This is a genomic window from Pseudomonas sp. BNK-7 (genome assembly GCF_048072025.1).
GTDB lineage: Bacteria > Pseudomonadota > Gammaproteobacteria > Pseudomonadales > Pseudomonadaceae > Aquipseudomonas > Aquipseudomonas danubii.
In genome coordinates this window covers 6,748,197-6,774,992 of sequence record NZ_CP182252.1, presented here as the reverse complement: position 1 = coordinate 6,774,992, position 26,796 = coordinate 6,748,197, and the positions used below count along the sequence as shown (strand labels likewise).

Below are 26,796 nucleotides of genomic sequence, written 5' to 3'. Positions count from 1 at the left end.
GGCAATGGGGCTGAAGGGGTTACACGTTGAAGCGGAAGTGCATCACGTCGCCGTCCTTGACGATGTATTCCTTGCCTTCCAGGCGCCATTTACCGGCTTCCTTGGCACCGGCTTCACCCTTGAACTGAATGAAGTCGTTGTAGGCGATGACCTCGGCACGGATGAAGCCTTTTTCGAAGTCGGTGTGGATCACTGCGGCCGCTTGAGGCGCGGTGGCGCCGACACGCACGGTCCAGGCGCGAACCTCCTTCACACCCGCAGTGAAGTAGGTTTGCAGGTTGAGCATTTCGTAGCCGGCGCGGATCACCCGGTTCAGGCCAGGTTCTTCCAGGCCCAGGGCCTCGAGGAACATGTCCTTTTCTTCGCCGTCTTCGAGCTCGGCGATTTCCGCTTCGATCTTGTTGCACACCGGCACCACGATCGCGCCTTCTTCTTCGGCGATGGCCTTGACCACGTCCAGCAGCGGGTTGTTCTCGAAGCCGTCTTCGGCAACGTTGGCGATGTACATCACCGGCTTGGTGGTCAGCAGGTGGAAGCCGCGGATGATCAGCTTCTCATCGCTGCTCATGTCCTTCATCAGGCTACGGGCCGGCTTGCCTTCGGTGAAGTGGGCGATCAACTGCTCCAGCAGGGCTTTCTGGGCCACGGCATCCTTGTCACCGCCCTTGGCGTTGCGGGCGACTTTCTGCAGCTGTTTTTCGCAGCTGTCGAGGTCGGCAAAGATCAGTTCCAGATCGATGATTTCGATGTCGCGCTTGGGGTCGACGCTGTTGGACACGTGGATCACGTTGTCGTCTTCGAAGCAGCGGACCACGTGGGCAATGGCATCGGTTTCGCGGATGTTGGCCAGGAACTTGTTACCCAGGCCTTCACCTTTCGAGGCACCGGCCACCAGGCCGGCGATGTCGACGAACTCCATGGTGGTCGGCAGCACGCGCTCCGGCACGACGATCGCCGCCAGGGCGTCCAGGCGCGGGTCGGGCATCGGCACGATACCGCTGTTGGGCTCGATGGTGCAGAAGGGGAAGTTCTCGGCCGCGATCCCGGACTTGGTCAGGGCGTTGAACAGGGTGGACTTGCCGACGTTAGGCAGGCCGACGATGCCGCAATTGAATCCCATGGTGTATTCCCCGAGGAGTAGAGTCAGGCCTTCTGGCTGTGCAGGTTTTTCATCGCGCGGTTCCATTCACCGGCGAAGATATCCGGCAGCACGCCGAGGGCAAAATCGATGCTGGCATCGAGTTTTTCCTGTTCGGCGCGTGGCGCACGACCCAGGACAAAGTTTGAAACCATACTGGCAACACCTGGGTGGCCGATGCCGAGCCGCAGGCGGTGAAAGGTATTCTGATTGCCGAGCTGCGCGATGATGTCCCGCAGTCCGTTGTGCCCGCCATGCCCGCCGCCGGTCTTGAGCTTGGCGACGCCGGGAGGCAAGTCGAGTTCGTCGTGGGCCACCAGGATTTCTTCCGGCTTGATGCGGAAGAAGCCGGCAAGCGCCGCCACGGCCTGGCCGCTGCGGTTCATGTAGGTGGTGGGAATCAACAGACGAATGTCCTGACCCTGGTGACTGAAGCGCCCGGTCAGGCCGAAATATTTGCGATCGGCGACAAGGTTGACACCTTGTTTCTCGGCGATGCGCTCAACAAAAAGGGCCCCTGCGTTATGCCGGGTCTGTTCGTATTCGGCGCCTGGATTACCCAGGCCAACGATCAGTTTGATGGCAGTCACGATAGGGGCCCTTCTTTGGAGTGGTGGATAACATCGCCGCAACCGGTGCTACGGCGAAAGGGGACGACAAAAGCTTGGTTGCCTTGCGGCAAACTTCGCGTTCTCGCCCGCTTTCTCGCTACGTTCCAGTCCGCGATGTGTTCCGCTCAACTCCGGCGTCAGAGTGAATTACTCTGCTGCGCCTTCTTCTTTCTCAGAAGCAACACGTGGTGCGTAGACGTTGGCTACTGCCAGGTCGTTGCCGTGTGCCAGAGCAACAAACTCAACGCCTTTAGGAGCGGTGAGGTTGGACAGGTGGATCACGGTGCCGATGTCGGTCTCGGTCATGTCGACTTCGATGAACTCAGGCAGGTCTTTTGGCAGGCAGGAAACTTCGATCTCGGTGGTAGCGCGGAAGATCTCGCCGCCTTTCTTGATCGGTGCAGCTTCGTTGATCAGGTGCACTGGAACCATGGCGGTCAGTTTCTGACCAGCAACTACGCGAACGAAGTCAGCGTGCAGCACGTGGCCTTTGGCCGGGTGACGTTGCAGGGCCTTGATCACGACGTTCTGCTTGGTGCCACCCACGTTCAGTTCGATGATGTGGCTGTAGGCAGCTTCGTTTTCCAGCAGCTTGGCCACTTCTTTGGCCAGCATGCTGATGGATTCAGGGGCTTTGTCGCCACCGTAGACTACAGCTGGAACCAGGCTTGCGAGACGACGCAGGCGGCGGCTCGCACCTTTCCCCAGGTCGGAACGCAGTTCAGCATTCAGAGTAAAATCGTTCATGTTGTATCTCCAAAATAACCACACTCGCCCCAGCGTTTGCGACCAGCGCTAAAGGCGATATGGGCAAAAAAGCCCCGTCCCAACAGAGGTTGGGACGGGGCGCTTTTCGTCATCGGGATGTTTTGCCAGGGACTAGCCCTTAGCGGAACATCGCGCTGATCGATTCTTCATTGCTGATGCGGCGGACCGCCTCGGCAACTACCGGTGCGATATCCAGTTGGCGGATACGCGCACAGGCTTGTGCTGCAGCGGACAGCGGGATGGTGTTGGTCACCACCAGCTCGTCCAGCATGGAATTTTCAATGTTCTCGATGGCCCGACCCGACAGCACAGGGTGTGTGCAGTAGGCAAAGACCTTGGCTGCGCCATGCTCTTTCAGGGCCTTGGCCGCGTGGCACAGAGTGCCGGCGGTATCGACCATGTCATCGACCAGAATGCAGGTGCGTCCTTCGACGTCGCCGATGATATGCATCACTTCGGAGTGATTGGCTTTCTCACGACGCTTGTCGATGATCCCGAGATCCACGCCCAGGGACTTGGCCACGGCACGTGCACGCACGACGCCGCCAATGTCCGGGGACACGATCATCAGGTTTTCGAAACGCTGGTCTTCGATGTCATCCACCAGAACCGGGGAGCCGTAGATGTTATCTACCGGGATATCGAAGAAACCCTGAATCTGGTCAGCATGCAGATCAACCGTGAGGACACGGTCGATGCCGACTACGGTGAGCATGTCAGCCACGACTTTCGCGCTGATAGCCACACGTGCGGAACGCGGACGGCGATCCTGACGGGCATAACCAAAATAAGGAATAACAGCAGTGATACGAGTCGCTGAGGAGCGGCGGAAGGCATCAGCCATCACGACGAGTTCCATCAGGTTGTCGTTGGTCGGAGCGCAAGTCGGCTGAATAATGAAGACGTCTTTACCGCGGACATTTTCATTGATCTCGGCAGTAATTTCGCCGTCGGAGAATTTTCCAACAGAGATGTCACCGAGAGGGATATGCAGCTGACGTACTACACGCCGAGCCAGATCGGGGTTAGCGTTCCCCGTAAAGACCATCATCTTGGACACGCGCAGTACCTGAAGGCTGAGGGTATACCTGGATGAGTATAAGGAAAATGGCAGGGGCGGCTGGATTCGAACCAACGCATGGCAGGATCAAAACCTGCTGCCTTACCGCTTGGCGACGCCCCTGTATCTGTTGCTTCGAGTACCTGATACTCGATTCCTTTAGAGCAGACCTTGCAGCTTGCGATGCAACATCGAAACGTTGCTTCCTTTTGCCACAAACCCTGTAAGGGTCTCTGTAAGAAGGGCCGAGACTTTATCAGCTTCAGCTTTGCTTGGGAAGCCCCCAAACACACAACTTCCAGTTCCAGTCAGTTTTGCTTCGGTAAATTTACCTAGCAAATTCAATGCGTTACGTACTTCTGGATAACGCCTTGCGACTACCGGAAGGCAGTCATTTCTGCTGTTTCCCTTGGGAACGGGGCGCACTTTAATGGGCGGAGTGTCACGTGTCAACAGCGGATCGGAAAAAATTTCTGCTGTACTTACAGACACTTGCGGAACCAGCACCAGGTACCAGGGTTCTTCGGGGTATTCGGGGGTGAGTTTTTCACCCACGCCCTCAGCGAACGCAGCGTGCCCGCGTACGAAAACTGGAACGTCAGCCCCCAGGGTCAGCCCCAATGCAGCCAGTCGATCTTCATCCCAGCCCAGTTGCCAGAGATGATTGAGGCCCAGCAGGGTAGTGGCGGCATTGGAACTGCCGCCGCCGATGCCGCCGCCCATGGGCAGGATCTTGTCGATCCAGATATCGATGCCCTGGGTGCAGTCGGACTGTTCCTGGAGTTTTTTCGCCGCCTTGACGATCAGATTGCTGTCGTGAGGCACGCCGTCGAACTCGGTGTGCAGGCAAATCTCTGCGTCATCGCGGAGAGCGAAGGTGATTTCATCGCCATAGTCGAGAAATTGAAACAGCGTCTGCAACTCGTGGTAGCCGTCTTCACGGCGACCCAGAATGTGCAGCATCAGATTAAGTTTGGCTGGGGAGGGCAGGGTCAGCTTTTCCATGGACATGTCATTGCCCCAGCTTGCGTGGCAGCCATTCCTTGATCACCAGGGTGACGTCAAGGTTGCTGCCATGCAGTTTGATGCGCTCGGGCAGCCAGTAGCCGTTCTGTTCGGAGTAATTGCTGTATTCCACTTGCCAGCCATCCTGTTCCAGGCTCGCCAGGTGGCTGTCGCCATCCAGGGTCAGGCGGCTTTTGCTGTCTGGGGCAGGCAGACCGCGAACCCACCAGGCCAGGTGGGAGACCGGCAGTTTCCAGCCCATTTGCTCTTCAAGCAGAGTTTCCGGGCTGGCCGCTTCGTAACGACCCTGATTGGCCACTTCCAGGCTGACCTGGCCGGGGCGGCCGGTCAGGCGTGCAGCACCACGACCCAGCGGACCGGACAGGCGAATGTCGTAATAGTCCTGGCGTTGCAGCCAGAACAGCGTGCCGCTGCCGGAATCCTTGGGCGCGCGAATACCGATTTTGCCGTTGATCTGCCAGCCATCGAGGCCGGTCAACTGGTCCTTGTGCTGACGCCATTGGGCAGGGTTGCCCTGGCCCTGGACTGACTCGCGGGCGCCAAAACCGGCACAGCCGGCAAGCAGGGCGATAAGGCTGAAAACAATTACGTGGCGCAAAAACATAGTCTTAAAGAGTCTCTGATCCGGTCAGGCGTTTGATGGTGTCGCGCAATACGGGGCTATCGGGCTGATCCTTGATGAACTTGCTCCAGATCTGTTTGGCCTCGCGCTGCTTGCCGTTGTTCCACAGCACTTCGCCCAGATGCGCCGCAACTTCCTGGTCGGGGAAGCGCTCAAGGGCCTGGCGCAGCAGGCGCTCGGCCTCGTCGAGGTTGCCCAGGCGGAAGTTTACCCAGCCCAGGCTGTCCAGCACCGCCGGGTCTTCCGGGGTCAGTTGGTGGGCTTGCTCGATCAGTGCCTTGGCTTCGGTGTAGCGGGTCGTGCGGTCCGACAAGGTGTAGCCCAGGGCATTCAAGGCCATGGCGTTATCCGGCTCGCGCTGGATGATCAGGCGCAGGTCTTTTTCCAGCTGTGCCAGGTCATTGCGTTTTTCCGCCTGCATGGCACGGGTATAGAGCAGGTTCACGTCATCGGGATACTGTTGCAGCGCCTGCTGAATAACGTTCCAGGCGCGATCGCCCTGATTGTTCGCCGACAGGGTTTCGACTTCGACCAGATACAGCTGGATGGCGTAGTCGGGCTGGGCATCGCGGGCTGCCACCAGGCGCTTTTGCGCCTCGTCGGTACGGCCGTTGTTCATCAGGATATCGGCCTGACGCAGTTGCGCTGGCAGGTAATCGTTACCCGGTCCGACTTGGGCGTATTCGATCAGGGCCCCTTGCGGATCATTGAGTTCTTCGGCGATTCGTCCCAGGTTCAGGTGTGCGGAGTCTTCGTGGCTTTCCCGGGCGATCAGGTCTTCCAGGTAACCCTTGGCCTCTTCCCAGGCCTTGGCCTCCAGGCACACCAGCGCCAGTGAATAGCGCAGTTCATCGTCTTCCGGGTACTGCTGGACCAGGCTGGAGAACTGGGTCTTGGCGTCCTCCATGCGGTCCTGTTCCACCAGCATGCGGGCGTAGGTCAGGCGCAGACGCTTGTCGTCCGGGTATTTGCGGATGCTTTTTTCCAGCAGCGGCAGGGCTTCCTTGCCGCGGTTCAGGCTCTGCAGCAGACGGGCGCGCAACAGCAGCGGCGCCACCTCGCCGTCTTCCGGCGGATTCTGCTCCAGCAAGCTCAGGGCATCCTTGGCGTCGCCATCCTGCTGCATCAACAGGGCCTTGCCGAAGATCAGTTGACTGTTGTGCGGGTGCTTTTGCAGCAGGCGATCGAAGCTTTTCATCAGGCCATTGCGGGTGTCCTGGTCGGTATCGGCAGCCGACAGCGCAAGAAAGTCGAAATGGGTGTCGCCCTTGCCCTGCAGAACTTTCTCCATATAGAGCATGGAGTCGTCATAACGACCGGCGCGGGCCAGCTGGATAGCGGCAGCCCGTTGTGCTTCCAGATCGTCTGGAGCGTTCTTGGCCCAGATCAGCGAAGTGTCCAGGGCTGCCTGGTCGGCTCCCAGGTACTCGGCAATGCGAAAGGCGCGCTCGGAGATGCCCGGATCCTGGGTGTTGATGGCCTGGGTCACGTAGTTGTCCAGGGCAATGTCGAAACGATTGCGCTGGCCCGCCAGTTCAGCGCTCAGCAGACTGAAGATGGTGTCTTCGCTGAACGATGAATAGACCTTGGGCTTTTCAGGGGCTGGGGTGCTGTCTTCCACCGGCGACGTAGCGTCCGATGAAACGGGGGCCAGTGACTGGCAACCACTGAGGAAGACAAAGGCGAGGAGCAACGCGGAAGATCTATTCATATAGGAAGAGGGCGACTAACCTGCGGTCGGATCATCATGACACAAGCCTTCGGTCAAACATAACCGAGACTCAACGGGATGCCAGAACAGAGGCAGTCTATTAGTTTCTGCGCGAAAACTGCCTGCGCTTCGATCATGCTGCGTTGAAAACAGGCTCGGAATGCTCATTTAGGCCCCTAAACTCCGCTTCCTCGCCTGTTTTCGCCTTGCCTGATCTTCGCTCGGCGAGTTTTGGCACAAAACTAGGACAATAGTCGGCGGTAGTTGTTCTGCGTCGGTCGAAGTAGGACAATTGCCGGCTTCTCGACATCATCAGCGACCTTGAATGGCCTTCCTTGCACTCGGTATTAACCACAAGACTGCTTCTGTAGACGTCCGCGAGCGCGTGGCCTTTACCCCTGAGCAGTTGGTTGAGGCCTTGCAGCAGCTCTGCCGACTCACCGACAGCCGCGAAGCTGCGATCCTCTCCACCTGCAATCGCAGTGAGCTCTATGTAGAACAGGATCATCTTTCTGCGGATGTGGTGCTGCGCTGGCTGGCGGAATATCACCACCTGAGCCTAGACGAGCTTCGTGCCAGTGCCTATGTGCATGAAGATGATGCGGCAGTTCGTCACATGATGCGGGTGGCGTCGGGGCTGGATTCGCTGGTGCTGGGCGAGCCGCAGATTCTCGGGCAGATGAAGTCCGCCTACGCCGTGGCCCGTGAGGCCGGCACTGTCGGCCCGCTGCTGGGTCGGCTGTTCCAGGCTACCTTCAGCGCCGCCAAGCAAGTACGCACCGATACCGCCATTGGCGAGAACCCGGTGTCCGTGGCCTTTGCTGCGGTGAGCCTGGCGAAACAGATTTTCAGCGATCTGCAGCGCAGTCAGGCGTTGCTGATCGGTGCCGGCGAGACCATTACCCTGGTGGCCCGCCATCTGCACGACCTTGGGGTCAAGCGCATCGTCGTGGCCAACCGCACCCTGGAGCGGGCCAGCCTCCTGGCCGAGCAGTTCGGCGCCCACGCCGTGCTGTTGTCGGATATTCCCCAGGAGCTGGTGCACAGCGATATCGTTATCAGTTCCACCGCCAGCCAGTTGCCGATCCTTGGCAAGGGGGCGGTGGAAAGCGCGCTGAAGCTGCGCAAGCACAAGCCGATTTTCATGGTGGATATCGCCGTTCCCCGGGATATCGAACCTGAAGTCGGCGAATTGGACGACGTTTACCTCTACACCGTCGATGACCTGCACGAAGTGGTCGCGGAAAACCTCAAGAGCCGTCAGGGCGCGGCCCAGGCAGCCGAGGAGCTGGTGAACATCGGCGCCGAGGATTTCATGGTGCGCCTGCGTGAGTTGGCGGCGGTGGACGTGCTCAAGGCCTATCGTCAGCAGAGCGAGCGCCTGCGTGATGAAGAACTGCAGAAGGCTCTGCGCCTGCTGAGCAATGGCTCCAGCGCCGAGGATGTACTGGCCCAACTGGCCCGTGGCCTGACCAACAAACTGCTGCACGCGCCGAGCGTACAGCTGAAAAAGCTGTCCGCCGAAGGCCGCCTCGATGCGTTGGCCATGGCTCAAGAACTCTTTGCCCTCGGTGAGGGCTCATCGGATAAAACCCCGTAATGAAAGCGTCACTGCTCAGTAAGCTGGACATTCTCCAGGATCGTTTCGAGGAACTGACCGCCTTGCTCGGCGATGCTGAGGTCATTTCCGATCAGGCCAAGTTCCGCGCCTATTCCAAGGAATACGCGGAGGTCGAGCCGATCGTCGCCTCCTACAAACAGGTGCTCAAGGTCCAGGCCGATCTCGAAGGTGCCCAGGCGCTGCTCAAGGACAATGACCCGGACCTGCGGGAAATGGCCGCCGAGGAAGTGCGCGAGGCCAAGGAGCAATTGGCCGAGCTGGAAAGCGCCTTGCAACGCATGTTGCTGCCCAAGGACCCCAACGACGGGCGCAACGTGTTCCTGGAAATCCGCGCCGGCACCGGCGGTGACGAAGCGGCGATCTTTTCCGGCGACCTGTTCCGCATGTATTCGCGCTACGCCGAGCGGCGTGGTTGGCGGCTGGAGATCCTCTCGGAAAACGAGGGTGAGCACGGCGGCTATAAAGAAGTCATTGCCCGGGTCGAAGGCGAGAACGTCTACGGCAAGCTCAAGTTCGAGTCCGGCGCGCACCGTGTGCAGCGGGTACCGGCCACCGAATCACAGGGTCGCATCCACACCTCTGCGTGCACCGTGGCGGTGCTGCCCGAGCCGGACGAACAGGAAGCCATCGAGATCAACCCGGCGGACCTGCGCATCGATACCTACCGCTCTTCGGGCGCCGGCGGCCAGCATGTGAACAAGACCGACTCGGCGATCCGCATCACCCACATTCCCTCGGGCATCGTGGTGGAGTGCCAGGAAGAGCGTTCCCAGCACAAGAACCGGGCCCGGGCCATGTCCTGGCTGTCGGCCAAGCTCAACGACCAGCAGACCAGCGCCGCGGCCAATGCCATCGCCAGCGAGCGCAAGCTGCTGGTGGGCTCGGGGGATCGCTCCGAGCGCATCCGCACCTACAACTTCCCCCAGGGCCGGGTCACCGATCACCGGATCAACCTGACCCTGTATTCCCTGGACGAAATCCTCGCCGGAGGCGTCGAGGCCGTGATTGAACCGCTGCTGGCTGAGTATCAGGCCGATCAACTTGCGGCATTGGGTGAGTAAATGACCATCATCGCCAGCCTGCTGCGCGCAGCTCAATTACCCGATTCGCCGACGCCGCGCCTGGATGCCGAACTGCTCCTGGCAGCGGCCCTGGGCAAGCCGCGGAGTTTTCTCCATACCTGGCCAGAGCGCATCGTGCCCAGCGAGGCGGTGTTGCTGTTCACTGAATACCTGCAACGGCGCCGTTCCGGCGAGCCGGTGGCCTACATCCTCGGGCAACAGGGCTTCTGGAAGCTGGATCTGGAAGTGGCACCGCACACCCTGATTCCGCGCCCCGACACGGAGCTGCTGGTGGAGGCGGCGTTGGAACTGTTGCCAGCGACCCCGGCCAAGGTCCTCGACCTAGGCACCGGTAGCGGCGCGATCGCCCTGGCCCTGGCCAGCGAGCGTCCGGCCTGGAAGGTCACTGCCGTGGATCGGGTGCTGGAAGCCGTGGCCCTGGCCGAGCGCAACCGCCAGCGCCTGCAACTGGACAACGTCACCGTGCTCAGCAGCCACTGGTTCAGCGCGGTCGAGTCCCAGCGCTTCCACTTGATCGTCAGTAATCCCCCCTACATCGCCGAGGCCGATCCTCATCTGGCGGCCGGCGATGTGCGTTTCGAACCCGAAAGCGCCCTGGTGGCGGGCAAGGACGGTCTGGACGACCTGCGCCTGATCGTCGACCAGGCCCCGCAGCACCTGGAAGCCGGTGGCTGGCTGATGCTCGAGCATGGCTACGATCAGGCTGGCGCGGTGCGCGAATTGTTGACAGCCCGGGGGTTCATCGAAGTCCACAGCCGCATCGACCTGGGTGGTCATGAACGCATCAGCCTCGGGTGCCTGCCGTGCTGACCGATCAGGAGCTGTTGCGCTATAGCCGGCAGATTCTGTTGCAGCACGTCGACATCGATGGCCAGTTGCGCCTCAAGCAGAGCCGGGTACTGATTGTCGGCCTCGGTGGCCTTGGTGCCCCGGCGGCGCTGTACCTGGCGGCGGCCGGGGTCGGCGAGCTGCACCTGGCCGACTTCGACAGCGTGGACCTGACCAACCTGCAGCGCCAGATCATCCACGACAGCCAGAGTGTCGGGGTCAGCAAGGTGGATTCGGCCATCGGCCGGCTGTCCGCCCTCAACCCGGAAATCCGCCTGGTGCCCCATCGCCAGGCGCTGGACGTCGACAGCCTGGCCGCCGCCGTGGCCGCGGTGGACCTGGTGCTTGATTGCTCCGACAACTTCAGTACCCGCGAGGCGGTGAACGCCGCGTGCGTGGCGGCTGGCAAGCCCCTGGTCAGCGGCGCGGCGATTCGCTTGGAAGGGCAGTTGTCGGTGTTCGACCCGCGCCGCCCGGAAAGCCCTTGCTACCACTGCCTGTACGGGCATGGCAGCGAAGCCGAGCTGACCTGCAGTGAAGCCGGGGTACTGGGTCCGCTGGTGGGCACCGTGGGCAGCCTGCAGGCGCTGGAAGCCCTGAAGCTGCTGGCCGGGTTTGGCGAGCCTCTGGTGGGTCGACTGTTATTGATCGATGCCCTGGGGACGCGCTTTCGTGAGCTGCGGGTCAAGCGTGATCCCGGTTGCAGCGTTTGCGGAGTTCAGCATGAGTGAAGCGCCCGTTGCGGTGTTCGATTCCGGTGTTGGCGGTCTGTCGGTACTGGCGGAAATACAGCGCCTGCTGCCCAACGAATCACTGCTGTACTTTGGCGATTGCGGGCATATTCCCTACGGCGAAAAGACCCCGGAGTTCATTCGCCAGCGTTGTGCCCTGATGGCGCGCTACTTCCGCGAACAGGGCGCCAAGGCCCTGGTCCTGGCCTGCAACACCGCCACCGTGGCTGGCGTGGCCGATCTGCGCCGCGATTACCCGGACTGGCCCATCGTCGGCATGGAGCCTGCGGTCAAGCCCGCCGCGGCGGCGACCCGCAGCGGGGTGGTCGGGGTGCTGGCCACCACCGGCACCTTGCAGAGTGCCAAGTTCGCTGCCCTGCTCGATCGCTTCGCCGCGGATGTGAAGGTGGTCACCCAGCCCTGTCCCGGCCTGGTGGAAATGATCGAAAACGGCGACCTCGACAGCAGCGCCCTACGGCAACTGTTGCAGGGCTATGTCGAACCGCTGCTGGCGGCCGGCTGCGACACCATCATCCTGGGGTGCACCCACTATCCGTTTCTCAAGCCGGTGCTGCTGCAGATGCTGCCGGCCCACATCAGCCTGATCGACACGGGCGGCGCCGTTGCCCGGCAGTTGCAACGCCTCTTGGACGAGGGCGAGCTACGGGCCCGGGGTCCGGCCCGGGAGACTCGTTTCTGGACCAGCGGCGACGTCCCGCACTTTGTTCAGGTGTTGCCGCTTTTGTGGAAAGGCCCTGCCAGCGTTCAGCGTTTCGAGTTGTGAAAAAACCTGAAAATCCCTCGACCGTAGCTGAACTTCCGAGCGCGCGCGGGCTTCTATAACTTTTCCAGAAGGTTGTACAAGACCATAGGTAACCGTTGAAAAAGGACGTTCCTGATGAAACGACTGTTGTGTTTGGCCGCGCTGGCGGCCGGGTTGTTGGGGCACAGTTTTTCCGCGCAGGCGGCCGGAGTCGAGTTCTCCGTGGGACAAACCGGCGATTCGACCCAGACCTACCGCCTGGGTATGCAATGGGATTGGGACAAGAGCTGGCTGCAGAGTGATGTCGGTCGCCTGACCGGGTACTGGAGCGGCGCCTACACCTATTGGGATGGCGACAAGAAATCGAGCAATCACAGCCTGTCGTTCTCGCCGGTGCTGGTCTATGAGTTCGCCGGGGCCAGCGTCAAGCCTTACATCGAGGCGGGGATCGGGGTGGCGGCCTTTGCCCACACCGAGGTCGAGGACAACAAGCTCGGCTCATCCTTCCAGTTCGAAGACCGCATCGGTTTCGGCCTGCGTTTCGCTGGCGGGCATGAAGTCGGGATCCGCGCCACCCATTACTCCAACGCCGGGATTCAAACCCCCAACGACGGTATCGAAAGCTACGCGCTGCATTACACGATGCCGCTCTGAGACCGGTATCAGCGATACGCCGTGGCGATTCCCCGGCGTTCGCTCAGGCAATCGGCCTCTCCCAGCTCGAACTCGCGACAGATCAGTGGCCGCAGCTCATAGATGCTGCAGCGCATGCTGTCGCGGTCCAGGGCCGCGCACCAGCCGTCGTCCAGGCGGCGCATGACCTCGCCGCCCCAGTCGTCGGTGTCGATGAAGCGTTCGGGCACCCCGGTGTCGGTGATCAGCATCACTTCCAGCTGGCAGCAGCAGGCGGCGCAGGTCGAGCAACTGATGGCCGGTTCGGGGATGGGGGTAACGGGGATGTTAGTCATAGGCGCGCAGTGTAAGGCAGTGGGCCAGGGCTGTGTGAGAGCCCTGACGGACGCTCAGTCCTGAGGGGCCGGTTGCGGTGCTTCTTCAGTGGGACGCGCAAGCACGTGAAACAGCGGTAGCAGTACTCCCCAGAGCAGGCCCAGCCCCAGCATGGTCGGCCACAGGCCATAGGCAAAGGTCACTCCGGCCAAGCGGCCGCCGGCGTAATAGGACAGTGGTCCGCACAGCGCCCCGAGCACACTGGCCAGCCACCAGGGACGTGCCGTCCATGCCAGGCAGTGGCGCAGGGTGGTGCCCAGCAAGATCCAGAGCAGCATCAGCCATAGGGGAATCAGCAGGCTTACTTGCTGGAACTGAAACACCCCCAGCCAGTGCAGGAAGCTGTCCAGCGTGATGCCGATCAGGGCGACGCCGACAATCATCCGACTTTCTCCGGCCCAACTGCCGATCCAGCGAAAATGCGCCAGCAGGATCGCCACCCCCAGCAGCAGCCAGGCGCTGTCGCCAGACAGCACGCAGATGAACCAGCCCAGCTGGAACAGCAGGGCGTTGGCCAGTTGCTTACGCATCGAAACGGCCCAGCAAAGGTTGTGGCACTGCCGAGGGTTTGGCCAGGAGCATCTGCGCGGTGCCGATGCTGCGCTCCAGGAAGCCGCCTTCGCAGTAGCACAGGTAGAACTCCCACAGGCGCAGGAAGTACGCGTCATAGCCCAGCTCGCTCAGGCGGCCGTGGGCGCGGCGGAAGTTCTCGTGCCACAGGCGCAGGGTGCGGGCGTAGTGCAGGCCGAAATCCTCCATGTGCAGCAGGTTCATGTCGGTGTCGCGGCTGACCACTTCGAGCATCTTGTGCACGCTGGGCAGGGCGCCGCCGGGGAAGATGTAGCGCTGGATGAAGTCCACGCCGTTCTTCGCCTGTTCATAGCGCTGGTCACGGATGGTGATGGCTTGCAGCAGCATCAGGCCGTTGCTTTTGAGCAACTTCGCGCACTGCTGGAAGTAGGTGGGCAGGAAGCGGTGGCCCACGGCTTCGATCATTTCGATGGACACCAGCTTGTCGTAATGCCCGTCCAGGTCGCGATAGTCCTCCAGCAACAGGGTCACCCGGTCCTGCAGGCCGGCGGCGTCGATGCGCTGGCGGGTATAGGCGAACTGTTCCTTGGACAAGGTGGTGGTGGTCACGCGGCACCCGTAGTTCTGCGCCGCATACAGCGCCATGCTGCCCCAGCCGGTGCCGATCTCCAGCAGGTGATCCTCGGGCTTGAGCGCGAGTTTCTGGCAGATGCGCTCCAGTTTGTTCAACTGGGCCTGCTCCAGGCTGTCGTCCTCGCTGCGAAATTGCGCGGCCGAATACATCATCGTGGGGTCGAGAAACTGCTCGAACAGCTCATTGCCGAGGTCGTAATGGGCGGCGATGTTCTTCTGCGAGCCCTTGCGCGTGTTGCGATTGAGCCAGTGCAGGCCGCGTACCAACGGCCGGCCGAGTCGCGCCAGGCCGCCTTCCATGGCATCCAGCACGTCCAGGTTGCTGACGAAGACGCGGATCACCGCCGTCAGGTCCGGGGTGCTCCAGTAGCCGTGGATGAACGCTTCGCCGGCACCTATCGAGCCGCTGCTGGCCACCAGGCCCCAGGCGCTGCTGTCGTGGATATGGATCTCACCCACCAAGGCTGCCGTGCGGTCGCCGAAGACCAGGCGCTCGGCGTTTTCGATGACCAGCAGTTGGCCGTGCTTGAGGTGCGCCAATTGCCGCAGCACGCCGCGACGCAACAGGTTGGCGGTCAGGCTGTGGGTGCTGAACAGGGTAGTTCTGGCCGATACGCTAGAGGATTTCATGGCGGCGATCCTTGGGTTGTACAGCGGCTGTGCGATAGGCGCCGTCGGCGGCCTCATGGGGAAAGAAGGTGATGCCCTTGGCGGTCAGGCGCAGGGCCTGCCAGTAGATGGCCAGGCAGGTCTTGGCGGTCATCCATGGAAAACTGCGCAGGTACTGGTGCAGGCTGCGGCGATCCAGGGCTTGGCGCTGTAGGCTGAGGGTGGCGTCGAATACCTTCAGATCGCCCTGCCAGTCGGCCATGTGCACCCCGAGCCGCTCGGCTGGTGGGCTGAAGCTCATGCGGTACTCAAGGTCCCGGGGCAGGAACGGTGACACGTGAAAGGCCTTGGCCACGGCGAAGTGCTGGTGCTCGGGCGCCGAGGCACTGTCTGGGCGGGCTGGCAGTACATAGTGGTAGCGCTCGCGCCAGGGGGTGTTGGTGACCTCGCAGAGAATCGCCGCCAGTTGCCCGTCGGCCTCGAAGCAGTAGAAGAAACTCACCGGATTGAACGCCAGGCCCCAGCTGCGCACCTGGGTCAACAGGCGCACCGCGCCGCCCGGCACATGGCCGATGGCCGCGGCCACTTGCTGGCGTACCGCGTCGATCAGGCGCATGCCCTGGCCGGTGAAGTCTTTCAGGTAATCGCTTTCGCGGAAGGCGAAGGGGGCGAAACGGCTGCGGCCCGCCAGGGGCGAGAGTCCCAGCACCGATTCCTGCTCGTCCAGGTCCAGGTACAAGAGGCCGATCCGATAGCGGAAGGCATGGCCCTTGGGGGCAAAGCGCCGGTGGCTGATCCAGCCGCTGTAAAGGGCACTGTTCACAGTTGTTCACCAAAGGCCTGGGCCACGCGCAAGGCGCTGACCACGCCGTCTTCGTGGAAGCCGTTGGCCCAGTAGGCGCCGCAGTAGAAGCTGTGCTGGGCGCCTTGCAGTTCATTCCAGCGGCCCTGGGCCGCCACCGCATCGAGGCTGTATTGCGGGTGGGCGTAAGTGAAGCGGGCCAGGATCTGCGTCGGATCGATGGCTGCGGTCTGGTTGAGGCTGACGCAGAAGGTGGTGTCGCTCTTCAGGCCTTGCAGGATGTTCATGTCGTAGGTCACGGCGGCGGCTTTCTCGCCGCTGGCGTCCAGGCGGTAGTTCCAGCTGGCCCAGGCCAGGCGCCGGCGGGGCAGCAGCCGGGTGTCGGTGTGCAGCACCACGTCGTTGTCGGCGTAGGGCAGGGCCTGGAGAATCTCTCGCTCGGCCTGGCTGGGGCTGGCCAGCAGTTGCAGGGCCTGGTCGCTGTGGCAGGCGAACACCACCTTGTCGAAGCGCTCGCTGCCGGCGGCGCTGTGGATCAGCACGCCAGCCTCGTCGCGCTCGACTCGTTGCACCGGGCAGTTGAGGCGGATGTGCTGGCGGAACGGGGCGGTCAGCGGTTCGATGTAGCGGCTTGAGCCACCTTCGATCACGCACCACTGCGGACGGTTATTCACCGACAGCAAGCCATGGTTCTTGAAGAAGCGCACAAAGAACTGCAGGGGAAAGCCCAACATCTGCACCCGTGACATCGACCAGATCGCCGAGCCCATGGGCACGATGTAGTGCTGGATGAAACGCTCGCCGTAGCCCTGGCTTTTCAGGTAGTCGCCGAGTGTGGTGTCGGCGGCGATCCGCTGTTGCTGCAAATCGAGCAGCGACGCTTTGTTAAAGCGCAGGATGTCCCGCAGCATGCCCCAGAACCCGGGCGATAGCAGATTGCGTCGCTGGGCGAACAGACTGTTGAGGTTGTTGCCGTTGTATTCCAGGCCCGAGGCGGGATCGCACACCGAGAAACTCATCTCGGTGGGTTTGAACTTGACCCCGATCTGTCCCAGCAGGCGGATGAAGTTGGGGTAAGTCCAGTCGTTGAAGACGATGAAACCGGTGTCCACAGACTGGGTCTCGCCGTTCAGGCTGACATCCACGGTGTGGGTGTGGCCGCCGATCCAGCTGCCGGCCTCATAAACCCGAATGTCATGGCGACGGTTCAGGACGTAGGCGCAGGTCAGGCCGGCAATGCCGCTACCGATAATGGCGATTTTCACGATGCACTCCCTGTGCGGGCCAGGCGTTTGGCGATGGCCAGTTGCAGGCGGCCGGGCAGCCAGGACAGCAGCTTGAGGCCGAAGATGAACGGGGCGGGGAAAGCGATCTCCAGATCCCGGTGTGACAGGCGTTTGTGGATATGCCGCGCAGCCTTGGCGGCGGGCCAGCTCATGGGCATGGCAAAGTCATTGCGCGCGGTGAGCGGGGTATCGACGAAGCCGGGACTGACCACGGTGACGTCAATGCCCTCGGCAGCCAGGTCGATGCGCAAGGATTGCAGCAGATAACGCAAGGCTGCCTTGGAAGCGCCATAGGCGCCGGCCCGAGGCAGCGGCAGGTAGGTCACGGAGCTGGCCACCCCTACCAGATGCGGGCGATTGCCGGCGCGCAACAGCGGTAGAGCAGCCTCGATGCAATAGCTGGCGGACAGCAGGTTGCTGCTCAGCACGCGCTCGATCAGCGTCGCGTCAAATTGCTGCACCTCGATGTATTCACAGGTCCCGGCATTGAGGATCGCGGTGTCCAGTGCGCCCCAGGCCTGGGCGATACGCTTGCCGATCTCGCGCACCTGCAGGGCGTCGGTGAGATCGCCGGGCACCACCAGCACCCGGCCCGGATAACGCAGGGCCAGCGCTTCCAGGGGCTCGCGCGAGCGAGCGCTGACGGCCACTTGGGCGCCAGTCTTGAGCAGTTCTTCGGCCAGCGCCGCACCGATGCCGCTGCTGGCGCCGGTGAGCCAGATCCGCCGTGGCATTGCAGGGTTCATCCGAGCCTCCTTTTCAACCAGGCAATCACCGCACCGAGTAGCGGCAGATGTTCATAGAGCAAGGCACCGGCGTCGAAATAGTCCCGATGACGGTAGACCTTGCCGTCGCGCCAGTGCAGGTGCGAGCAGCCGGGAACCCGGATCATCTGGCCGCCCTTGAGGCGCGGGTGGCGGTAGCTCATGGTCCAGCGCAGATAGCCTTGGCCTTCGGTGCAGGTGTCGACACCGTGGAATTCGAAACGCAGTTCGCTGACGTTGGCGTACAGCTCTGCAAAGTAATGCCGCAAGCGTGGCAGACCATTGACCTCGTGCAGCGGGTCGGTGAACTGGATGTCCTCGCTGTAGAGCTGGTCCAGGCGTTGCAGGCTGTGCTTGTCGAGGCTGGCGAAATCCCGGGCGAAGCGGTCGAGGAAGTCACTCATGGGCGCCTCCCGCATCCTGGCGCGAAGGCAGCGCCTTGAACGCCGCCAATGCCCGGTCCCGGGACATCGACAGGTTGACCATAGGCGCCGGGTAATCGGCGACAGCGAACAGGCCGCCCATGGCTCCGGGGTTGTGGATATCTTTTTTGTTCAACCCCGCCAGTTGTGGCAGCCAGTGCTTGATGAAGCGTCCTTCGGCGTCGAAGCGTTCCGACTGGCTTACAGGGTTGAAGATGCGGAAGTAGGGCGCGGCGTCGGTGCCGGTGGAGGAGCTCCACTGCCAGCCGCCATTGTTCGCTGCCAGGTCGCCGTCGATCAGGTGGCGCATGAAGAAGCGCTCGCCTTCACGCCAGTCGATCAGCAGGTTCTTGGTCAGGAACATCGCCACCACCATCCGCAGGCGATTGTGCATCCAGCCGGTTTCCAGCAGTTGGCGCATGGCGGCGTCGATGATCGGCAGGCCGGTGCGGCCTTCCTGCCAGGCGGCGAGTTCCTCTGGGGCGTCGCGCCAGGCCACCGCTTCGGTTTCCGGGCGAAAGGCACGGTGCCGGGAAACCCGTGGGTAGCCCACCAGGATGTGTTTGTAGAACTCGCGCCACAGCAGTTCGTTGATCCAGGTGACGGCCCCGGGATTACCGCTTTCGAACTCTCCCTGGTTACAGCGCAAGGCAGCGTGCAGGCACTGGCGGGGCGAGATCACCCCGGCGGCGAGGTAGGGTGAAAGCTGACTGGTGCCGGGCTTGGCCGGGAAGTCGCGTTCGCTCTGGTAGTAGTCGATCTGCTCGTCGGTGAACTGTTGCAGACGGCCCAGGGCTTGATCTTCACCTGCAGGCCACAGGTCACGCAGTGACTGGCTGGGGCGTGGGAAGCCATCGATATGGCGGGGTACAGGATCGGCCTGGATCGACAGCGGCGATTGCGCCTTGGGGCTGGCGACCAGGGCCGGCAGTGCGCTGTGCAGGCGGCTGTAGCAGACCTTGCGGAACTGGCTGAATACCTGGAAGTAGCCGCCGCTCTGGGTCAGCACGCTGCCGGGCTGGAACAGTAACTGATCGAGGTAACCCTGGACGCTGATGTCAGCTTCTTCCAGGACCCTGGTCACGGCGGCATCGCGGCGGCTCTCGTGAATGCCGTACTCCTGGTTGAAGTGCAGCATGCGTACCTGCAGTTGCCGGCACAGTTCCAGCAGGACGTGGGGCGCCTGGTCCCAGGTGGCTGCGCTGCGAATCAGCAGAGGAATGTTCAGCCGGCCCAGGGCAGTGCTCAGGTGCTGCAGGTTGCGCAGCCAGAAGTCGACCTTGCAGGGGGCATCGTCATGGACTTGCCATTGTTCCGGGCTCAGCAGGTACACGGCCACGGTGGGGCCACGCTGGGTGGCGGCGCAGAGGGCGGTGTTGTCATGTAGGCGCAGGTCGCTGCGCAGCCAGATCAATTGCATGCTGATTCCCGGTTCAAAAGAGTCCTCGCTCAAGCAGCGCCTGGCAGGCCGAGATCGGGTCCTGGGCCAGGTACAGATCAGCGATTTCAGTGATACATACGGACCAGTCGTCGGGGTGGATGCACACCGCGGGTCCGGCGATGATTTTTTTGCAGGCAATGCCGTTGAGCAGCCTGGGCAACAGCGCAGGATTGAGCGCCTTGCTGGAATACAGCAGCAGGCCGCGGGCTTGCAGGCGTTCGATGGCCAGGGCCAGTTCGGCGCCGGGCAGCGGCCAGTCGAAGACCTCCACCGGGCAATCGGCGCTGCTGGCCAGCCAGGCGGTCAGCCACAGATGGGGTTCCAGGGCCAGGTCCGACTGGTTGACCAGCAGCAGCGGTGGGCCCTGCAGTTGGCGGTTGTTGTGGTAGATCCGCGCGCCCAGCTTGCTGCGCAGCCAGGAGTAGAAAAACACCTGTTCCATCTGGCTGCCGAACTGGCCCTGCCAGTGTTGCTCCAGCTCCGCCAGCAGCGGCATCAGCAGGTGTTCGCACAGCGTGCGGGGTGGGTACAGCGCCATGGCCTGGTTGAAGGTGTCGTCGACCTTGCGTTCGGCCAATTGGCTGATGGCCAGGCTCAGGGTCTGACGCAGGCGCTGCCAGTCATTCTCGGCCGGTGCGCTGGCGGTGGGGGCACTGTCCAGCAGGTGCTTGACCTGGCTGACCGCGACCCCGCGATTGAGCCAGGTAAGGATGGTCTGGATCTCTAGCACCTGATCCTGGGAATACAGGCGATGACCCTTGGGCGTACGCAAGGGCACGATCAATCCGTAGCGGCGCTCCCAGGCCCGCAGGGTGACGGCGTTGACCCCGGTCTGGCGCGCCACTTCGCGAATCGGCAGCCAACCCTGATCCAGGGCGCGGCGGTACTGGGCGCTGTTGTCGGCTTCTTGAGCGGGTTGTTTCATGGCTCAGATCGCGTTGCGCAGGCTGAGGTTTTCCGGGTGTGGCTGCAGGTACAGCTGCTGGGCGATGTAGGGATCGGGGTGCTGGCGAAAGTGGTGCTTGAGCAGGGTCAGCGGCACGACTAGAGGCACGATGCCGTGGCGGTACTGGCCGATCACGTGTTGCACTTCCTGCTTGTCTTCGGCGCTGATGGACTGCTTGAGATAGCCGCTCAGGTGCTGCAGCACATTGCTGTGAGTGCCCCGGGTCGCGCATTTGCTCAAGGCCGCCATCAGTTCGCTGAAATAGCGCGGGCCGATCAGGTTCGGATCGCCCTTGCCCATGCTGCCCAGCAGATTGCCCAGGGTCTTGTACTGCACGGGATGGTGAGCCATCAGCAGATATTTGCAGCGCGAGTGGAAGTCGGTGAGGGCGCGGCGGGTCAGGCCTTGCTTGAGCAGTGCCTGCCAGTCGCGATAGACGTAGACCCGGGTCAGGAAGTTTTCCCGCAGGACCGGGTCGTTCAGGCGTCCGGCTTCTTCCACCGGCAGATCGGGGTGCTGTGCGCAGAATGCCTGGGCGTAGATGCCCCGGCCGCCGTTTCTATGGGGAATGCCATTGGCCTGGTACACCTTGACCCGCTCCAGACCACAGGATGGCGAGTTTTGCATGAAGATGTAGCCACAGATGTCATCTACCTGGGCCGCCATGCGCTCGCCGTATTCCGCCAGGGGCAAGGTGACATCCAGGCTGGCGTCCACGGTGCCCACGGCCCGAGGTTGCTCAGGGTCGCCGACCAGCCGAATAGGTTCGCGGGGGGTGCCCATGCCGATCGCGACTTCCGGGCACAGGGGCACGAAGTCAAAGTATTCGCTGAGTACTCGGCTGCACAGGCGAGACTCCTTGTGCCCACCGTTGTAGCGGACCTCGACGCCCATCAGGCAGGCGCTGATGGCAATTTTCGGCTTGGCGGACATGATGCAACCTCCGGGGTTTACCTGTACAAAAACGAAACGTTGTACAACTTGTCTTCATCATAGAATTAAAGTTGTACAAGTCAATTTATTTGTACAGGTATTGCCCGGCAGGTTGTCGAATTACTGCCAGCCCATTCGCCAGTCGCTGTCGTTGAGCAGGGTTTGCCAGCTCAGGCGCTGGCTGCGCCGGGTGAGTACGGCTTGCAGTTCGATGTCCAGCACGGTGCCTTCTTCGTCGCAGAAAAGCTCAGTGACCAGAAAGTGTTTCTCGCGGTGTTGCGGGTGGGCTGCTGTCCATTTCGACAGCAGCAGTTTGCGCGGGTTGAGTCGATTCACTGCAGGCTCTCGTGCAAACGGCGTGCGGCTTCCTGGCCACTGAGCCAAGCGCCTTCGACCCGGCCGGACAGGCACCAGTCGCCACATACGTACAGCCCCAGGTCGGCATCGGCCAGGGCACCCCATTCATGGCTGGCGGCCGGTCTGGCGTAGAGCCAGCGATGGGCCAGGCTAAAGGTTGGGGCGGGCATGACGCTGTGCAGCAATTCGGCGAAGGCCCCATGCAATTGCTCGATCACGGCCTCTTTGCTGAGGTCGATGTGTTGCCGGCTCCAGGCACTGGTGGCGTGCAGTATCCAGGTGTCGAGATGGCTGTCGCGTCCGGGCTTGCTGCGGTTGCGGGCCAGCCAGTCCAGCGGGCTGTCCTGGACGAAGCAGCCTTCCATGGGGGTTTCCAGGGGCGTATCGAAGGCCAGTGCGACAGCCCAGGTCGGGTCCATTTTCACCCCGGCGGCGACTCCGGCGAGCTTCGGTGCGGCGGCCAGCAAAGCGGTGGCTTGCGGTGCCGGCGTGGCGATCACTACGTGGCTGAAGGGGCCGTGGGTAAAGCCTTCGGCGTCCTGCAGGTGCCAGTGCTGTTCGCCACGGAAGACTTCAGTGATGCGGCAGGCGAAGTGCACTTCGAGGTCGCCGATCAGGGCGCGGGTGATGGCGCTCATGCGTGGCGTGCCGACCCAGCGGGTCTGTTCATCGGGAGAAGGGCTGAGTTGTCCGCCGTGGGAGTTGTAGAGTTGCGGCGCCCATTCGGCGACCCAGCCCTTGGCTTGCCAGCGCTGGACTTCGGTAACGAAACGGCGGTCGCGAGCGGTAAAATACTGGGCCCCCAGGTCCAGGCTGCCGGCATCGCTGCGTTTGCTCGACATGCGCCCACCGCTGCCGCGGCTCTTGTCGAAGAGTTGGACGCTGTGCCCGGCATCTCGAAGTGCCTGGGCGGCGGAGAGTCCGGCGATGCCGGTACCAATGATTGCGATGGGTACTGTCATAGGGGCCTCGTTTACCAGTCTGTACAGATTACGCCGCTACTAAAACCTGTACAATATTGTTTTTTGGTATAGCTTTCGGCGTCATCGGTTGTGCAAGTTGTCTATCGTTAAGTCACAGCCTGTCCGATTGAAAAGATCCCTGCCTATAAAAATAGACTAGTGATTCGGGTAAAACGCCACGCGAGGAAGATGTCATGCATATATTGCTGACCGGCGGTACTGGTTTGATCGGGCGTGCGCTGTGTCGTTACTGGCAGGCCCAGGGTCACCAATTGAGTGTATGGACGCGCCATCCCGAAAAAGTGGCCGCTCTGTGCGGTCCCCAAGTGCGGGCCATCAGAACTTTGCAAGAGCTGGACCAGGCGCCGCTGGATGCGGTGATCAATCTGGCCGGAGCCCCGATTGCCGATCGGCCCTGGACCCACAAGCGCAAGGCGCTGCTGTGGAGCAGCCGTATTGCCCTCACCGAAACCCTGTTGGCCTGGCTCGAAACTCGCGAGCATAAACCGCGGGTGCTGGTTTCTGGCTCGGCAGTAGGTTGGTATGGCGACGGTGGCGAGCGGGAGCTGAGCGAGGATTCACCTCCGGTCAGCGAGGATTTTGCCAGCCAGTTGTGCATTGCCTGGGAAGAAACCGCTCAGCGGGCCGAGGCCTTGGGCGTGCGCGTCGTGCTGGTGCGCACCGGTTTGGTGCTGTCGTCCGAGGGCGGCTTTTTGTCGCGCCTGCTGCTGCCGTTCAAGCTGGGGCTGGGCGGGCCGATCGGTAGCGGTCGGCAATGGATGCCGTGGATTCATATCGATGACCAAATCGCCCTGATTGATTTTCTTGTGCATCAGGATGAGGCACGGGGTCCTTATAATGCCTGCGCGCCGAAGCCGGTGCGCAACCGCGAGTTCGCCAAGAGCCTGGGGCGGGTGCTGCGCCGGCCGGCGTTGATACCGCTGCCGGCCTTTGTCTTGCGTCTGGCGCTGGGTGAACTGTCGTTGCTGTTGCTGGGCGGCCAGCGTGCCGTTCCCGCGCGTTTGCTGGAGACGGGATTCACTTTCCAGTTCACTGATTTGTCCGCGGCCCTGGACGATGTGTCCAGCCGCCTTTGAAATAGGACGTTGCATGACCGATCACGCGTTGCTCCTGGTCAATCTCGGTTCGCCGGCCTCCACTTCGGTGGCGGATGTGCGCAGCTACCTCAACCAATTTCTCATGGACCCTTATGTCATCGACCTGCCATGGCCGGTGCGGCGCTTGCTGGTGTCGCTGATCCTGATCAAGCGCCCGGAGCAGTCCGCCCACGCCTATGCATCGATCTGGTGGGAGGACGGTTCGCCGTTGGTGGTGCTCAGCCGCCGCTTGCAACAGGTGATGAGCGAGCAGTGGAAACAGGGGCCGGTGGAGCTGGCAATGCGTTATGGCCAGCCTTCGATCGAGTCGGCGCTGCTCAAGTTGGTGGCCCAGGGGCAGAAGAAAATCACCCTGGCACCGCTCTATCCACAGTTCGCCGACAGTACCGTGACCACGGTGATCGAAGAGGCCAAGCGTGTGGTGCGCGAGCACAAGCTGGATGTGCAGTTCAGCGTGCTGCAACCCTTCTACGATCAGCCGGAGTACATCGAGGCCCTGGCGGCCAGCGCCAGACCCTACCTGGCCCAGGAGCATGATCATCTGCTACTGAGCTTTCACGGTCTGCCGGAGCGGCACCTGACCAAACTGGACCCGACCGGCCAGCATTGTTTCAAGGATGCCGACTGTTGCCGCAACGCCTCTGCGCAGGTGCTGGCCACCTGTTACCGCGCTCAGTGCATGCGGACGGCCTCGGCCCTGGCCGAGCATCTGGGGTTGGCGCAAGGCTCCTGGTCGGTGTCGTTCCAGTCGCGTTTGGGGCGGGCCAAATGGATCGAGCCCTACACCGAGGCACGGCTTGATGAGTTGGCCAAGCAGGGGGTGAAGAAGGTCATGGTGATGTGCCCGGCTTTTGTTGCCGATTGCATCGAGACCCTGGAGGAAATTGGTGATCGCGGTCGTGAGCAGTTCCGCGAAGCCGGAGGTGAGGATCTGGTGTTGATCCCATGCCTGAATGACGACCCGCAATGGGCGCAGGCCTTGAACACCTTGTGCGCCAGGGCGCCGTTGGCGTTGTAAACAGCTTCGCCGGCAAGCCAGCTCCTGCGGAGCGGACTTGCCGGCGAACGCGTCTTCAGATCAGAGGCTCGTCGGCCTTCTTGTTCTTCCAGCCGTCATTACCCGGCAGCACCAGATTCAGCACGATGGCGACAATGGCGCATAGGGCGATGCCCTTGAGGCCGAAGTCGTCCGGACCGGTGCCGGTTCCTACCAGTACGCCGCCGATGCCGAACACCAGGGTCACCGAAACGATCACCAGGTTGCGGGCTTCGCCCAGATCGATCTTGTGACGGATCAGGGTGTTCATACCCACCGCTGCAATCGAACCGAACAGCAGGCAGAGAATCCCGCCCATGACTGGCACCGGGATGCTTTGCAGCAGCGCGCCGAACTTGCCGATAAAGGCCAGGGTGATGGCGAAGACCGCCGCCCAGGTCATGATTTTCGGGTTGTAGTTCTTGGTCAGCATCACCGCGCCAGTCACTTCGGCATAGGTGGTGTTGGGCGGACCGCCGAACAGGCCGGCAGCAGTGGTGGCGATGCCGTCACCGAACAGGGTGCGATGCAGGCCGGGCTTCTTCAGGTAGTCGCGACCGGTCACGCTGCCGACGGCAATCACCCCGCCGATGTGTTCAATGGCCGGCGCCAGGGCCACCGGGACAATGAACAGGATCGCCTGCCAGTTAAACTCCGGGGCGGTGAAGTGCGGCAGTGCCAGCCAGGGCGCGGCGGCGATCTTCGCGGTGTCCACCACGCCGAAGTAGAAGGACAGGGCAAAGCCCACCAGCACCCCGGAAATAATCGGCACCAGGCGGAAGATGCCTTTGCCGAACACCGCGACAATCAGCGTGGTGAGCAGCGCCGGCATCGAGATCATCATCGCCGTCTGGTAATGAATCAGCTCGCTGCCGTCGCCAGCCTTGCCCATGGCCATGTTGGCGGCGATCGGGGCCATGGCCAGGCCGATGGAGATGATCACCGGGCCGATGACCACGGGTGGCAGCAGGCGGTCGATGAAACCGGTGCCCTTGATCTTCACCGCCAGGCCCAGAAAGGTGTAGACGAAGCCTGCCGCCATCACCCCGCCCATGGTCGCCGCAAGGCCGAACTGGCCCTTGGCGAGAATGATCGGAGTGATGAAGGCAAAGCTTGACGCCAGGAAGACCGGCACCTGGCGGCCGGTCACTACCTGGAACAACAGAGTCCCGAGACCCGCCGTGAACAGCGCCACGTTCGGGTCAAGACCGGTAATCAGCGGCATCAACACCAGGGCGCCAAAGGCCACGAAGAGCATCTGCGCGCCAGACAGTACCTGGCGCCAGAGCGGATCGTTGAACTCATCCTGCATGATCAGGAGTCCTTCTGCTTGGTGCCGAAGATCTTGTCACCGGCATCACCCAGGCCAGGAATGATGTAGCCATGCTCGTTGAGCTTCTGATCGATGGAAGCGGTGTAGATGGTCACATCCGGGTGCGCCTGCTCGACGGCGGCGATGCCTTCGGGGGCGGCCACCAGGACCATGGCTCGGATGTCACGGCAGCCGGCTTTTTTCAGCAGGTCGATGGTGGCAACCATGGAACTGCCGGTGGCCAGCATCGGGTCAATGATCATCGCCAGACGTTCGTCGATTTCCGGAACCAGTTTTTCCAGGTAGGTGTGGGCCTGCAGGGTTTCTTCGTTGCGGGCCACGCCCACGGCGCTGACCTTGGCGCCTGGAATCAGGCTCAGCACGCCTTCGAGCATGCCGATACCGGCGCGCAGGATCGGCACCACGGTAATCTTCTTGCCGGCGATTTTCTCGACCTGGACAGGGCCGCACCAGCCTGGAATTTCATAGCTTTCCAGGGGCAGGTCTTTGGTGGCTTCGTACGTCAGCAGGGCACCGACTTCCTGAGCGAGCTCGCGAAAGTTCTTCGTGCTAATGTCTGCGCGGCGCATAAGGCCAAGTTTGTGTCGGATCAGCGGATGGCGGATCTCACGGATGGGCATAGGGAAAGGCTCCGGCGGCGGGCAAAAAAAACGG

The 26,796-nt window shown here is 62.0% G+C and carries 29 protein-coding genes and 1 tRNA gene; 8 read left to right on the top strand and 22 right to left on the bottom strand.

The window, feature by feature from the left end:
• Positions 1-19: 19 nt before the first annotated feature.
• The 8 genes from ychF to ACMGF8_RS30615 all read right to left on the bottom strand — a co-directional run bounded on the left by ychF (position 20) and on the right by ACMGF8_RS30615 (position 6,936).
• Positions 20-1,120: a redox-regulated ATPase YchF gene (gene ychF / locus ACMGF8_RS30650; RefSeq protein ID WP_053153762.1), complete on the bottom strand. Its 1,101-nt coding sequence runs from the start codon at positions 1,118-1,120 to the stop codon at positions 20-22.
• A gap of 23 nt (positions 1,121-1,143) precedes the next feature.
• Complete coding sequence (pth, locus tag ACMGF8_RS30645; protein ID WP_060841030.1) at positions 1,144-1,728, bottom strand: aminoacyl-tRNA hydrolase; 585 nt, start codon at positions 1,726-1,728, stop codon at positions 1,144-1,146.
• 168 nt (positions 1,729-1,896) lie between these two features.
• Positions 1,897-2,496 (bottom strand): 50S ribosomal protein L25/general stress protein Ctc, encoded by a 600-nt coding sequence (locus ACMGF8_RS30640; RefSeq protein WP_060841029.1) that lies wholly within the window; start codon positions 2,494-2,496, stop codon positions 1,897-1,899.
• 139 nt (positions 2,497-2,635) lie between these two features.
• The gene (locus ACMGF8_RS30635) at positions 2,636-3,577 is read right to left on the bottom strand and encodes a ribose-phosphate pyrophosphokinase (protein ID WP_161756807.1); all 942 of its coding nucleotides are present in this window, start codon (positions 3,575-3,577) and stop codon (positions 2,636-2,638) included.
• A 48-nt stretch (positions 3,578-3,625) separates the two neighbouring features.
• Positions 3,626-3,700 (bottom strand) — tRNA-Gln (locus ACMGF8_RS30630).
• A 36-nt stretch (positions 3,701-3,736) separates the two neighbouring features.
• Entirely contained in the window at positions 3,737-4,588 is an 852-nt protein-coding gene (gene ispE / locus ACMGF8_RS30625) for a 4-(cytidine 5'-diphospho)-2-C-methyl-D-erythritol kinase (protein WP_207166533.1), read from the bottom strand.
• A 1-nt stretch (position 4,589) separates the two neighbouring features.
• The gene (gene lolB, locus ACMGF8_RS30620) at positions 4,590-5,207 is read right to left on the bottom strand and encodes a lipoprotein insertase outer membrane protein LolB (protein WP_102860253.1); all 618 of its coding nucleotides are present in this window, start codon (positions 5,205-5,207) and stop codon (positions 4,590-4,592) included.
• A gap of 4 nt (positions 5,208-5,211) precedes the next feature.
• Positions 5,212-6,936 carry a tetratricopeptide repeat protein gene (locus tag ACMGF8_RS30615; protein ID WP_102860254.1) on the bottom strand — a complete coding sequence of 575 codons (1,725 nt, stop codon included), beginning with the start codon at positions 6,934-6,936 and terminating at the stop codon, positions 5,212-5,214.
• A 325-nt stretch (positions 6,937-7,261) separates the two neighbouring features.
• On the opposite strand from ACMGF8_RS30615, the gene hemA reads away from it, so the two are divergent.
• From hemA to ACMGF8_RS30585, 6 genes are all read left to right on the top strand, one after another.
• Complete coding sequence (hemA, locus tag ACMGF8_RS30610; protein ID WP_102880910.1) at positions 7,262-8,536, top strand: glutamyl-tRNA reductase; 1,275 nt, start codon at positions 7,262-7,264, stop codon at positions 8,534-8,536.
• A complete protein-coding gene (prfA, locus tag ACMGF8_RS30605; protein ID WP_102860257.1) occupies positions 8,536-9,618 on the top strand; it encodes a peptide chain release factor 1 in 1,083 nt (360 codons plus the stop codon). Before hemA ends, prfA begins: the two co-directional genes overlap by 1 nt.
• Complete coding sequence (gene prmC / locus ACMGF8_RS30600; RefSeq protein WP_102860258.1) at positions 9,619-10,449, top strand: peptide chain release factor N(5)-glutamine methyltransferase; 831 nt, start codon at positions 9,619-9,621, stop codon at positions 10,447-10,449.
• Positions 10,443-11,198 (top strand): molybdopterin-synthase adenylyltransferase MoeB, encoded by a 756-nt coding sequence (locus tag ACMGF8_RS30595; RefSeq protein ID WP_115582436.1) that lies wholly within the window; start codon positions 10,443-10,445, stop codon positions 11,196-11,198. The genes prmC and ACMGF8_RS30595 overlap by 7 nt, the downstream gene beginning before the upstream one ends.
• Positions 11,191-11,982: a glutamate racemase gene (murI, locus tag ACMGF8_RS30590; RefSeq protein WP_102860259.1), complete on the top strand. Its 792-nt coding sequence runs from the start codon at positions 11,191-11,193 to the stop codon at positions 11,980-11,982. Before ACMGF8_RS30595 ends, murI begins: the two co-directional genes overlap by 8 nt.
• Positions 11,983-12,096: 114 nt before the next feature.
• The gene (locus tag ACMGF8_RS30585; RefSeq protein WP_060844598.1) at positions 12,097-12,615 is read left to right on the top strand and encodes an acyloxyacyl hydrolase; all 519 of its coding nucleotides are present in this window, start codon (positions 12,097-12,099) and stop codon (positions 12,613-12,615) included.
• Between the two features lie 8 nt (positions 12,616-12,623).
• On the opposite strand, the gene ACMGF8_RS30580 is transcribed toward ACMGF8_RS30585, so the two are convergent.
• The 12 genes from ACMGF8_RS30580 to ACMGF8_RS30525 form a co-directional block, all read right to left on the bottom strand.
• Positions 12,624-12,929: a YkgJ family cysteine cluster protein gene (locus ACMGF8_RS30580; RefSeq protein ID WP_102860260.1), complete on the bottom strand. Its 306-nt coding sequence runs from the start codon at positions 12,927-12,929 to the stop codon at positions 12,624-12,626.
• 54 nt (positions 12,930-12,983) lie between these two features.
• The gene (locus ACMGF8_RS30575) at positions 12,984-13,499 is read right to left on the bottom strand and encodes a DUF2878 domain-containing protein (RefSeq protein WP_102860261.1); all 516 of its coding nucleotides are present in this window, start codon (positions 13,497-13,499) and stop codon (positions 12,984-12,986) included.
• The gene (locus tag ACMGF8_RS30570; protein ID WP_102860262.1) at positions 13,492-14,763 is read right to left on the bottom strand and encodes an SAM-dependent methyltransferase; all 1,272 of its coding nucleotides are present in this window, start codon (positions 14,761-14,763) and stop codon (positions 13,492-13,494) included. The genes ACMGF8_RS30575 and ACMGF8_RS30570 overlap by 8 nt, the downstream gene beginning before the upstream one ends.
• Positions 14,750-15,565, bottom strand: a complete 816-nt coding sequence (locus ACMGF8_RS30565) for a DUF1365 domain-containing protein (RefSeq protein ID WP_102860263.1) — start codon at positions 15,563-15,565, stop codon at positions 14,750-14,752. Before ACMGF8_RS30565 ends, ACMGF8_RS30570 begins: the two co-directional genes overlap by 14 nt.
• A complete protein-coding gene (locus tag ACMGF8_RS30560; protein ID WP_207166530.1) occupies positions 15,562-16,809 on the bottom strand; it encodes an NAD(P)/FAD-dependent oxidoreductase in 1,248 nt (415 codons plus the stop codon). Before ACMGF8_RS30560 ends, ACMGF8_RS30565 begins: the two co-directional genes overlap by 4 nt.
• On the bottom strand, positions 16,806-17,576 hold the full coding sequence (locus ACMGF8_RS30555; protein WP_207166529.1) for an SDR family NAD(P)-dependent oxidoreductase: 771 nt from the start codon (positions 17,574-17,576) through the stop codon (positions 16,806-16,808). Before ACMGF8_RS30555 ends, ACMGF8_RS30560 begins: the two co-directional genes overlap by 4 nt.
• The gene (locus ACMGF8_RS30550; RefSeq protein WP_102860266.1) at positions 17,573-17,998 is read right to left on the bottom strand and encodes a nuclear transport factor 2 family protein; all 426 of its coding nucleotides are present in this window, start codon (positions 17,996-17,998) and stop codon (positions 17,573-17,575) included. The genes ACMGF8_RS30555 and ACMGF8_RS30550 overlap by 4 nt, the downstream gene beginning before the upstream one ends.
• Complete coding sequence (gene phrB / locus ACMGF8_RS30545) at positions 17,991-19,436, bottom strand: deoxyribodipyrimidine photo-lyase (RefSeq protein ID WP_102860267.1); 1,446 nt, start codon at positions 19,434-19,436, stop codon at positions 17,991-17,993. Before phrB ends, ACMGF8_RS30550 begins: the two co-directional genes overlap by 8 nt.
• Before the next feature lie 13 nt (positions 19,437-19,449).
• A complete protein-coding gene (locus ACMGF8_RS30540) occupies positions 19,450-20,382 on the bottom strand; it encodes a MerR family transcriptional regulator (protein WP_102860268.1) in 933 nt (310 codons plus the stop codon).
• A gap of 3 nt (positions 20,383-20,385) precedes the next feature.
• Positions 20,386-21,336, bottom strand: a complete 951-nt coding sequence (locus ACMGF8_RS30535) for a YbgA family protein (RefSeq protein ID WP_115580898.1) — start codon at positions 21,334-21,336, stop codon at positions 20,386-20,388.
• A 120-nt stretch (positions 21,337-21,456) separates the two neighbouring features.
• Complete coding sequence (locus ACMGF8_RS30530; protein WP_102860270.1) at positions 21,457-21,672, bottom strand: TIGR02450 family Trp-rich protein; 216 nt, start codon at positions 21,670-21,672, stop codon at positions 21,457-21,459.
• Positions 21,669-22,655 (bottom strand): NAD(P)/FAD-dependent oxidoreductase, encoded by a 987-nt coding sequence (locus ACMGF8_RS30525; RefSeq protein WP_102860271.1) that lies wholly within the window; start codon positions 22,653-22,655, stop codon positions 21,669-21,671. The genes ACMGF8_RS30530 and ACMGF8_RS30525 overlap by 4 nt, the downstream gene beginning before the upstream one ends.
• A 194-nt stretch (positions 22,656-22,849) precedes the next feature.
• On the opposite strand from ACMGF8_RS30525, the gene ACMGF8_RS30520 reads away from it, so the two are divergent.
• On the top strand, positions 22,850-23,752 hold the full coding sequence (locus ACMGF8_RS30520) for a TIGR01777 family oxidoreductase (RefSeq protein WP_123393980.1): 903 nt from the start codon (positions 22,850-22,852) through the stop codon (positions 23,750-23,752).
• A gap of 13 nt (positions 23,753-23,765) precedes the next feature.
• Positions 23,766-24,791, top strand: coding sequence for a ferrochelatase (gene hemH, locus ACMGF8_RS30515; protein WP_102860273.1), 1,026 nt, complete (start codon positions 23,766-23,768; stop codon positions 24,789-24,791).
• Positions 24,792-24,846: 55 nt separating this feature from the next.
• Here the strand turns inward: hemH and ACMGF8_RS30510 are convergent, their stop codons facing one another.
• A complete protein-coding gene (locus ACMGF8_RS30510) occupies positions 24,847-26,121 on the bottom strand; it encodes a uracil-xanthine permease family protein (RefSeq protein WP_016965962.1) in 1,275 nt (424 codons plus the stop codon).
• A 2-nt stretch (positions 26,122-26,123) separates the two neighbouring features.
• Positions 26,124-26,762 (bottom strand): uracil phosphoribosyltransferase, encoded by a 639-nt coding sequence (upp, locus tag ACMGF8_RS30505; RefSeq protein WP_011063386.1) that lies wholly within the window; start codon positions 26,760-26,762, stop codon positions 26,124-26,126.
• Positions 26,763-26,796 lie beyond the last annotated feature (34 nt).

Bases quoted from the DNA above. Each gene is read 5' to 3' on its own strand.
- ACMGF8_RS30575 (WP_102860261.1), bottom strand. From the start codon at position 13,499: ATGCGTAAGCAACTGGCCAACGCCCTGCTGTTCCAGCTGGGCTGGTTC.
- ACMGF8_RS30540 (WP_102860268.1), bottom strand. From the start codon at position 20,382: ATGAAACAACCCGCTCAAGAAGCCGACAACAGCGCCCAGTACCGCCGC.
- ACMGF8_RS30570 (WP_102860262.1), bottom strand. From the start codon at position 14,763: ATGAAATCCTCTAGCGTATCGGCCAGAACTACCCTGTTCAGCACCCAC.
- hemH (WP_102860273.1), top strand. From the start codon at position 23,766: ATGACCGATCACGCGTTGCTCCTGGTCAATCTCGGTTCGCCGGCCTCC.
- ACMGF8_RS30580 (WP_102860260.1), bottom strand. From the start codon at position 12,929: ATGACTAACATCCCCGTTACCCCCATCCCCGAACCGGCCATCAGTTGC.
- murI (WP_102860259.1), top strand. From the start codon at position 11,191: ATGAGTGAAGCGCCCGTTGCGGTGTTCGATTCCGGTGTTGGCGGTCTG.
- prmC (WP_102860258.1), top strand. From the start codon at position 9,619: ATGACCATCATCGCCAGCCTGCTGCGCGCAGCTCAATTACCCGATTCG.
- lolB (WP_102860253.1), bottom strand. From the start codon at position 5,207: ATGTTTTTGCGCCACGTAATTGTTTTCAGCCTTATCGCCCTGCTTGCC.
- upp (WP_011063386.1), bottom strand. From the start codon at position 26,762: ATGCCCATCCGTGAGATCCGCCATCCGCTGATCCGACACAAACTTGGC.
- ACMGF8_RS30520 (WP_123393980.1), top strand. From the start codon at position 22,850: ATGCATATATTGCTGACCGGCGGTACTGGTTTGATCGGGCGTGCGCTG.
- hemA (WP_102880910.1), top strand. From the start codon at position 7,262: ATGGCCTTCCTTGCACTCGGTATTAACCACAAGACTGCTTCTGTAGAC.
- ACMGF8_RS30550 (WP_102860266.1), bottom strand. From the start codon at position 17,998: ATGAGTGACTTCCTCGACCGCTTCGCCCGGGATTTCGCCAGCCTCGAC.
- ACMGF8_RS30535 (WP_115580898.1), bottom strand. From the start codon at position 21,336: ATGTCCGCCAAGCCGAAAATTGCCATCAGCGCCTGCCTGATGGGCGTC.
- phrB (WP_102860267.1), bottom strand. From the start codon at position 19,436: ATGCAATTGATCTGGCTGCGCAGCGACCTGCGCCTACATGACAACACC.
- ACMGF8_RS30640 (WP_060841029.1), bottom strand. From the start codon at position 2,496: ATGAACGATTTTACTCTGAATGCTGAACTGCGTTCCGACCTGGGGAAA.
- ACMGF8_RS30525 (WP_102860271.1), bottom strand. From the start codon at position 22,655: ATGACAGTACCCATCGCAATCATTGGTACCGGCATCGCCGGACTCTCC.
- ACMGF8_RS30555 (WP_207166529.1), bottom strand. From the start codon at position 17,576: ATGAACCCTGCAATGCCACGGCGGATCTGGCTCACCGGCGCCAGCAGC.
- ACMGF8_RS30585 (WP_060844598.1), top strand. From the start codon at position 12,097: ATGAAACGACTGTTGTGTTTGGCCGCGCTGGCGGCCGGGTTGTTGGGG.
- prfA (WP_102860257.1), top strand. From the start codon at position 8,536: ATGAAAGCGTCACTGCTCAGTAAGCTGGACATTCTCCAGGATCGTTTC.
- ACMGF8_RS30510 (WP_016965962.1), bottom strand. From the start codon at position 26,121: ATGCAGGATGAGTTCAACGATCCGCTCTGGCGCCAGGTACTGTCTGGC.
- ispE (WP_207166533.1), bottom strand. From the start codon at position 4,588: ATGTCCATGGAAAAGCTGACCCTGCCCTCCCCAGCCAAACTTAATCTG.
- ACMGF8_RS30615 (WP_102860254.1), bottom strand. From the start codon at position 6,936: ATGAATAGATCTTCCGCGTTGCTCCTCGCCTTTGTCTTCCTCAGTGGT.
- ychF (WP_053153762.1), bottom strand. From the start codon at position 1,120: ATGGGATTCAATTGCGGCATCGTCGGCCTGCCTAACGTCGGCAAGTCC.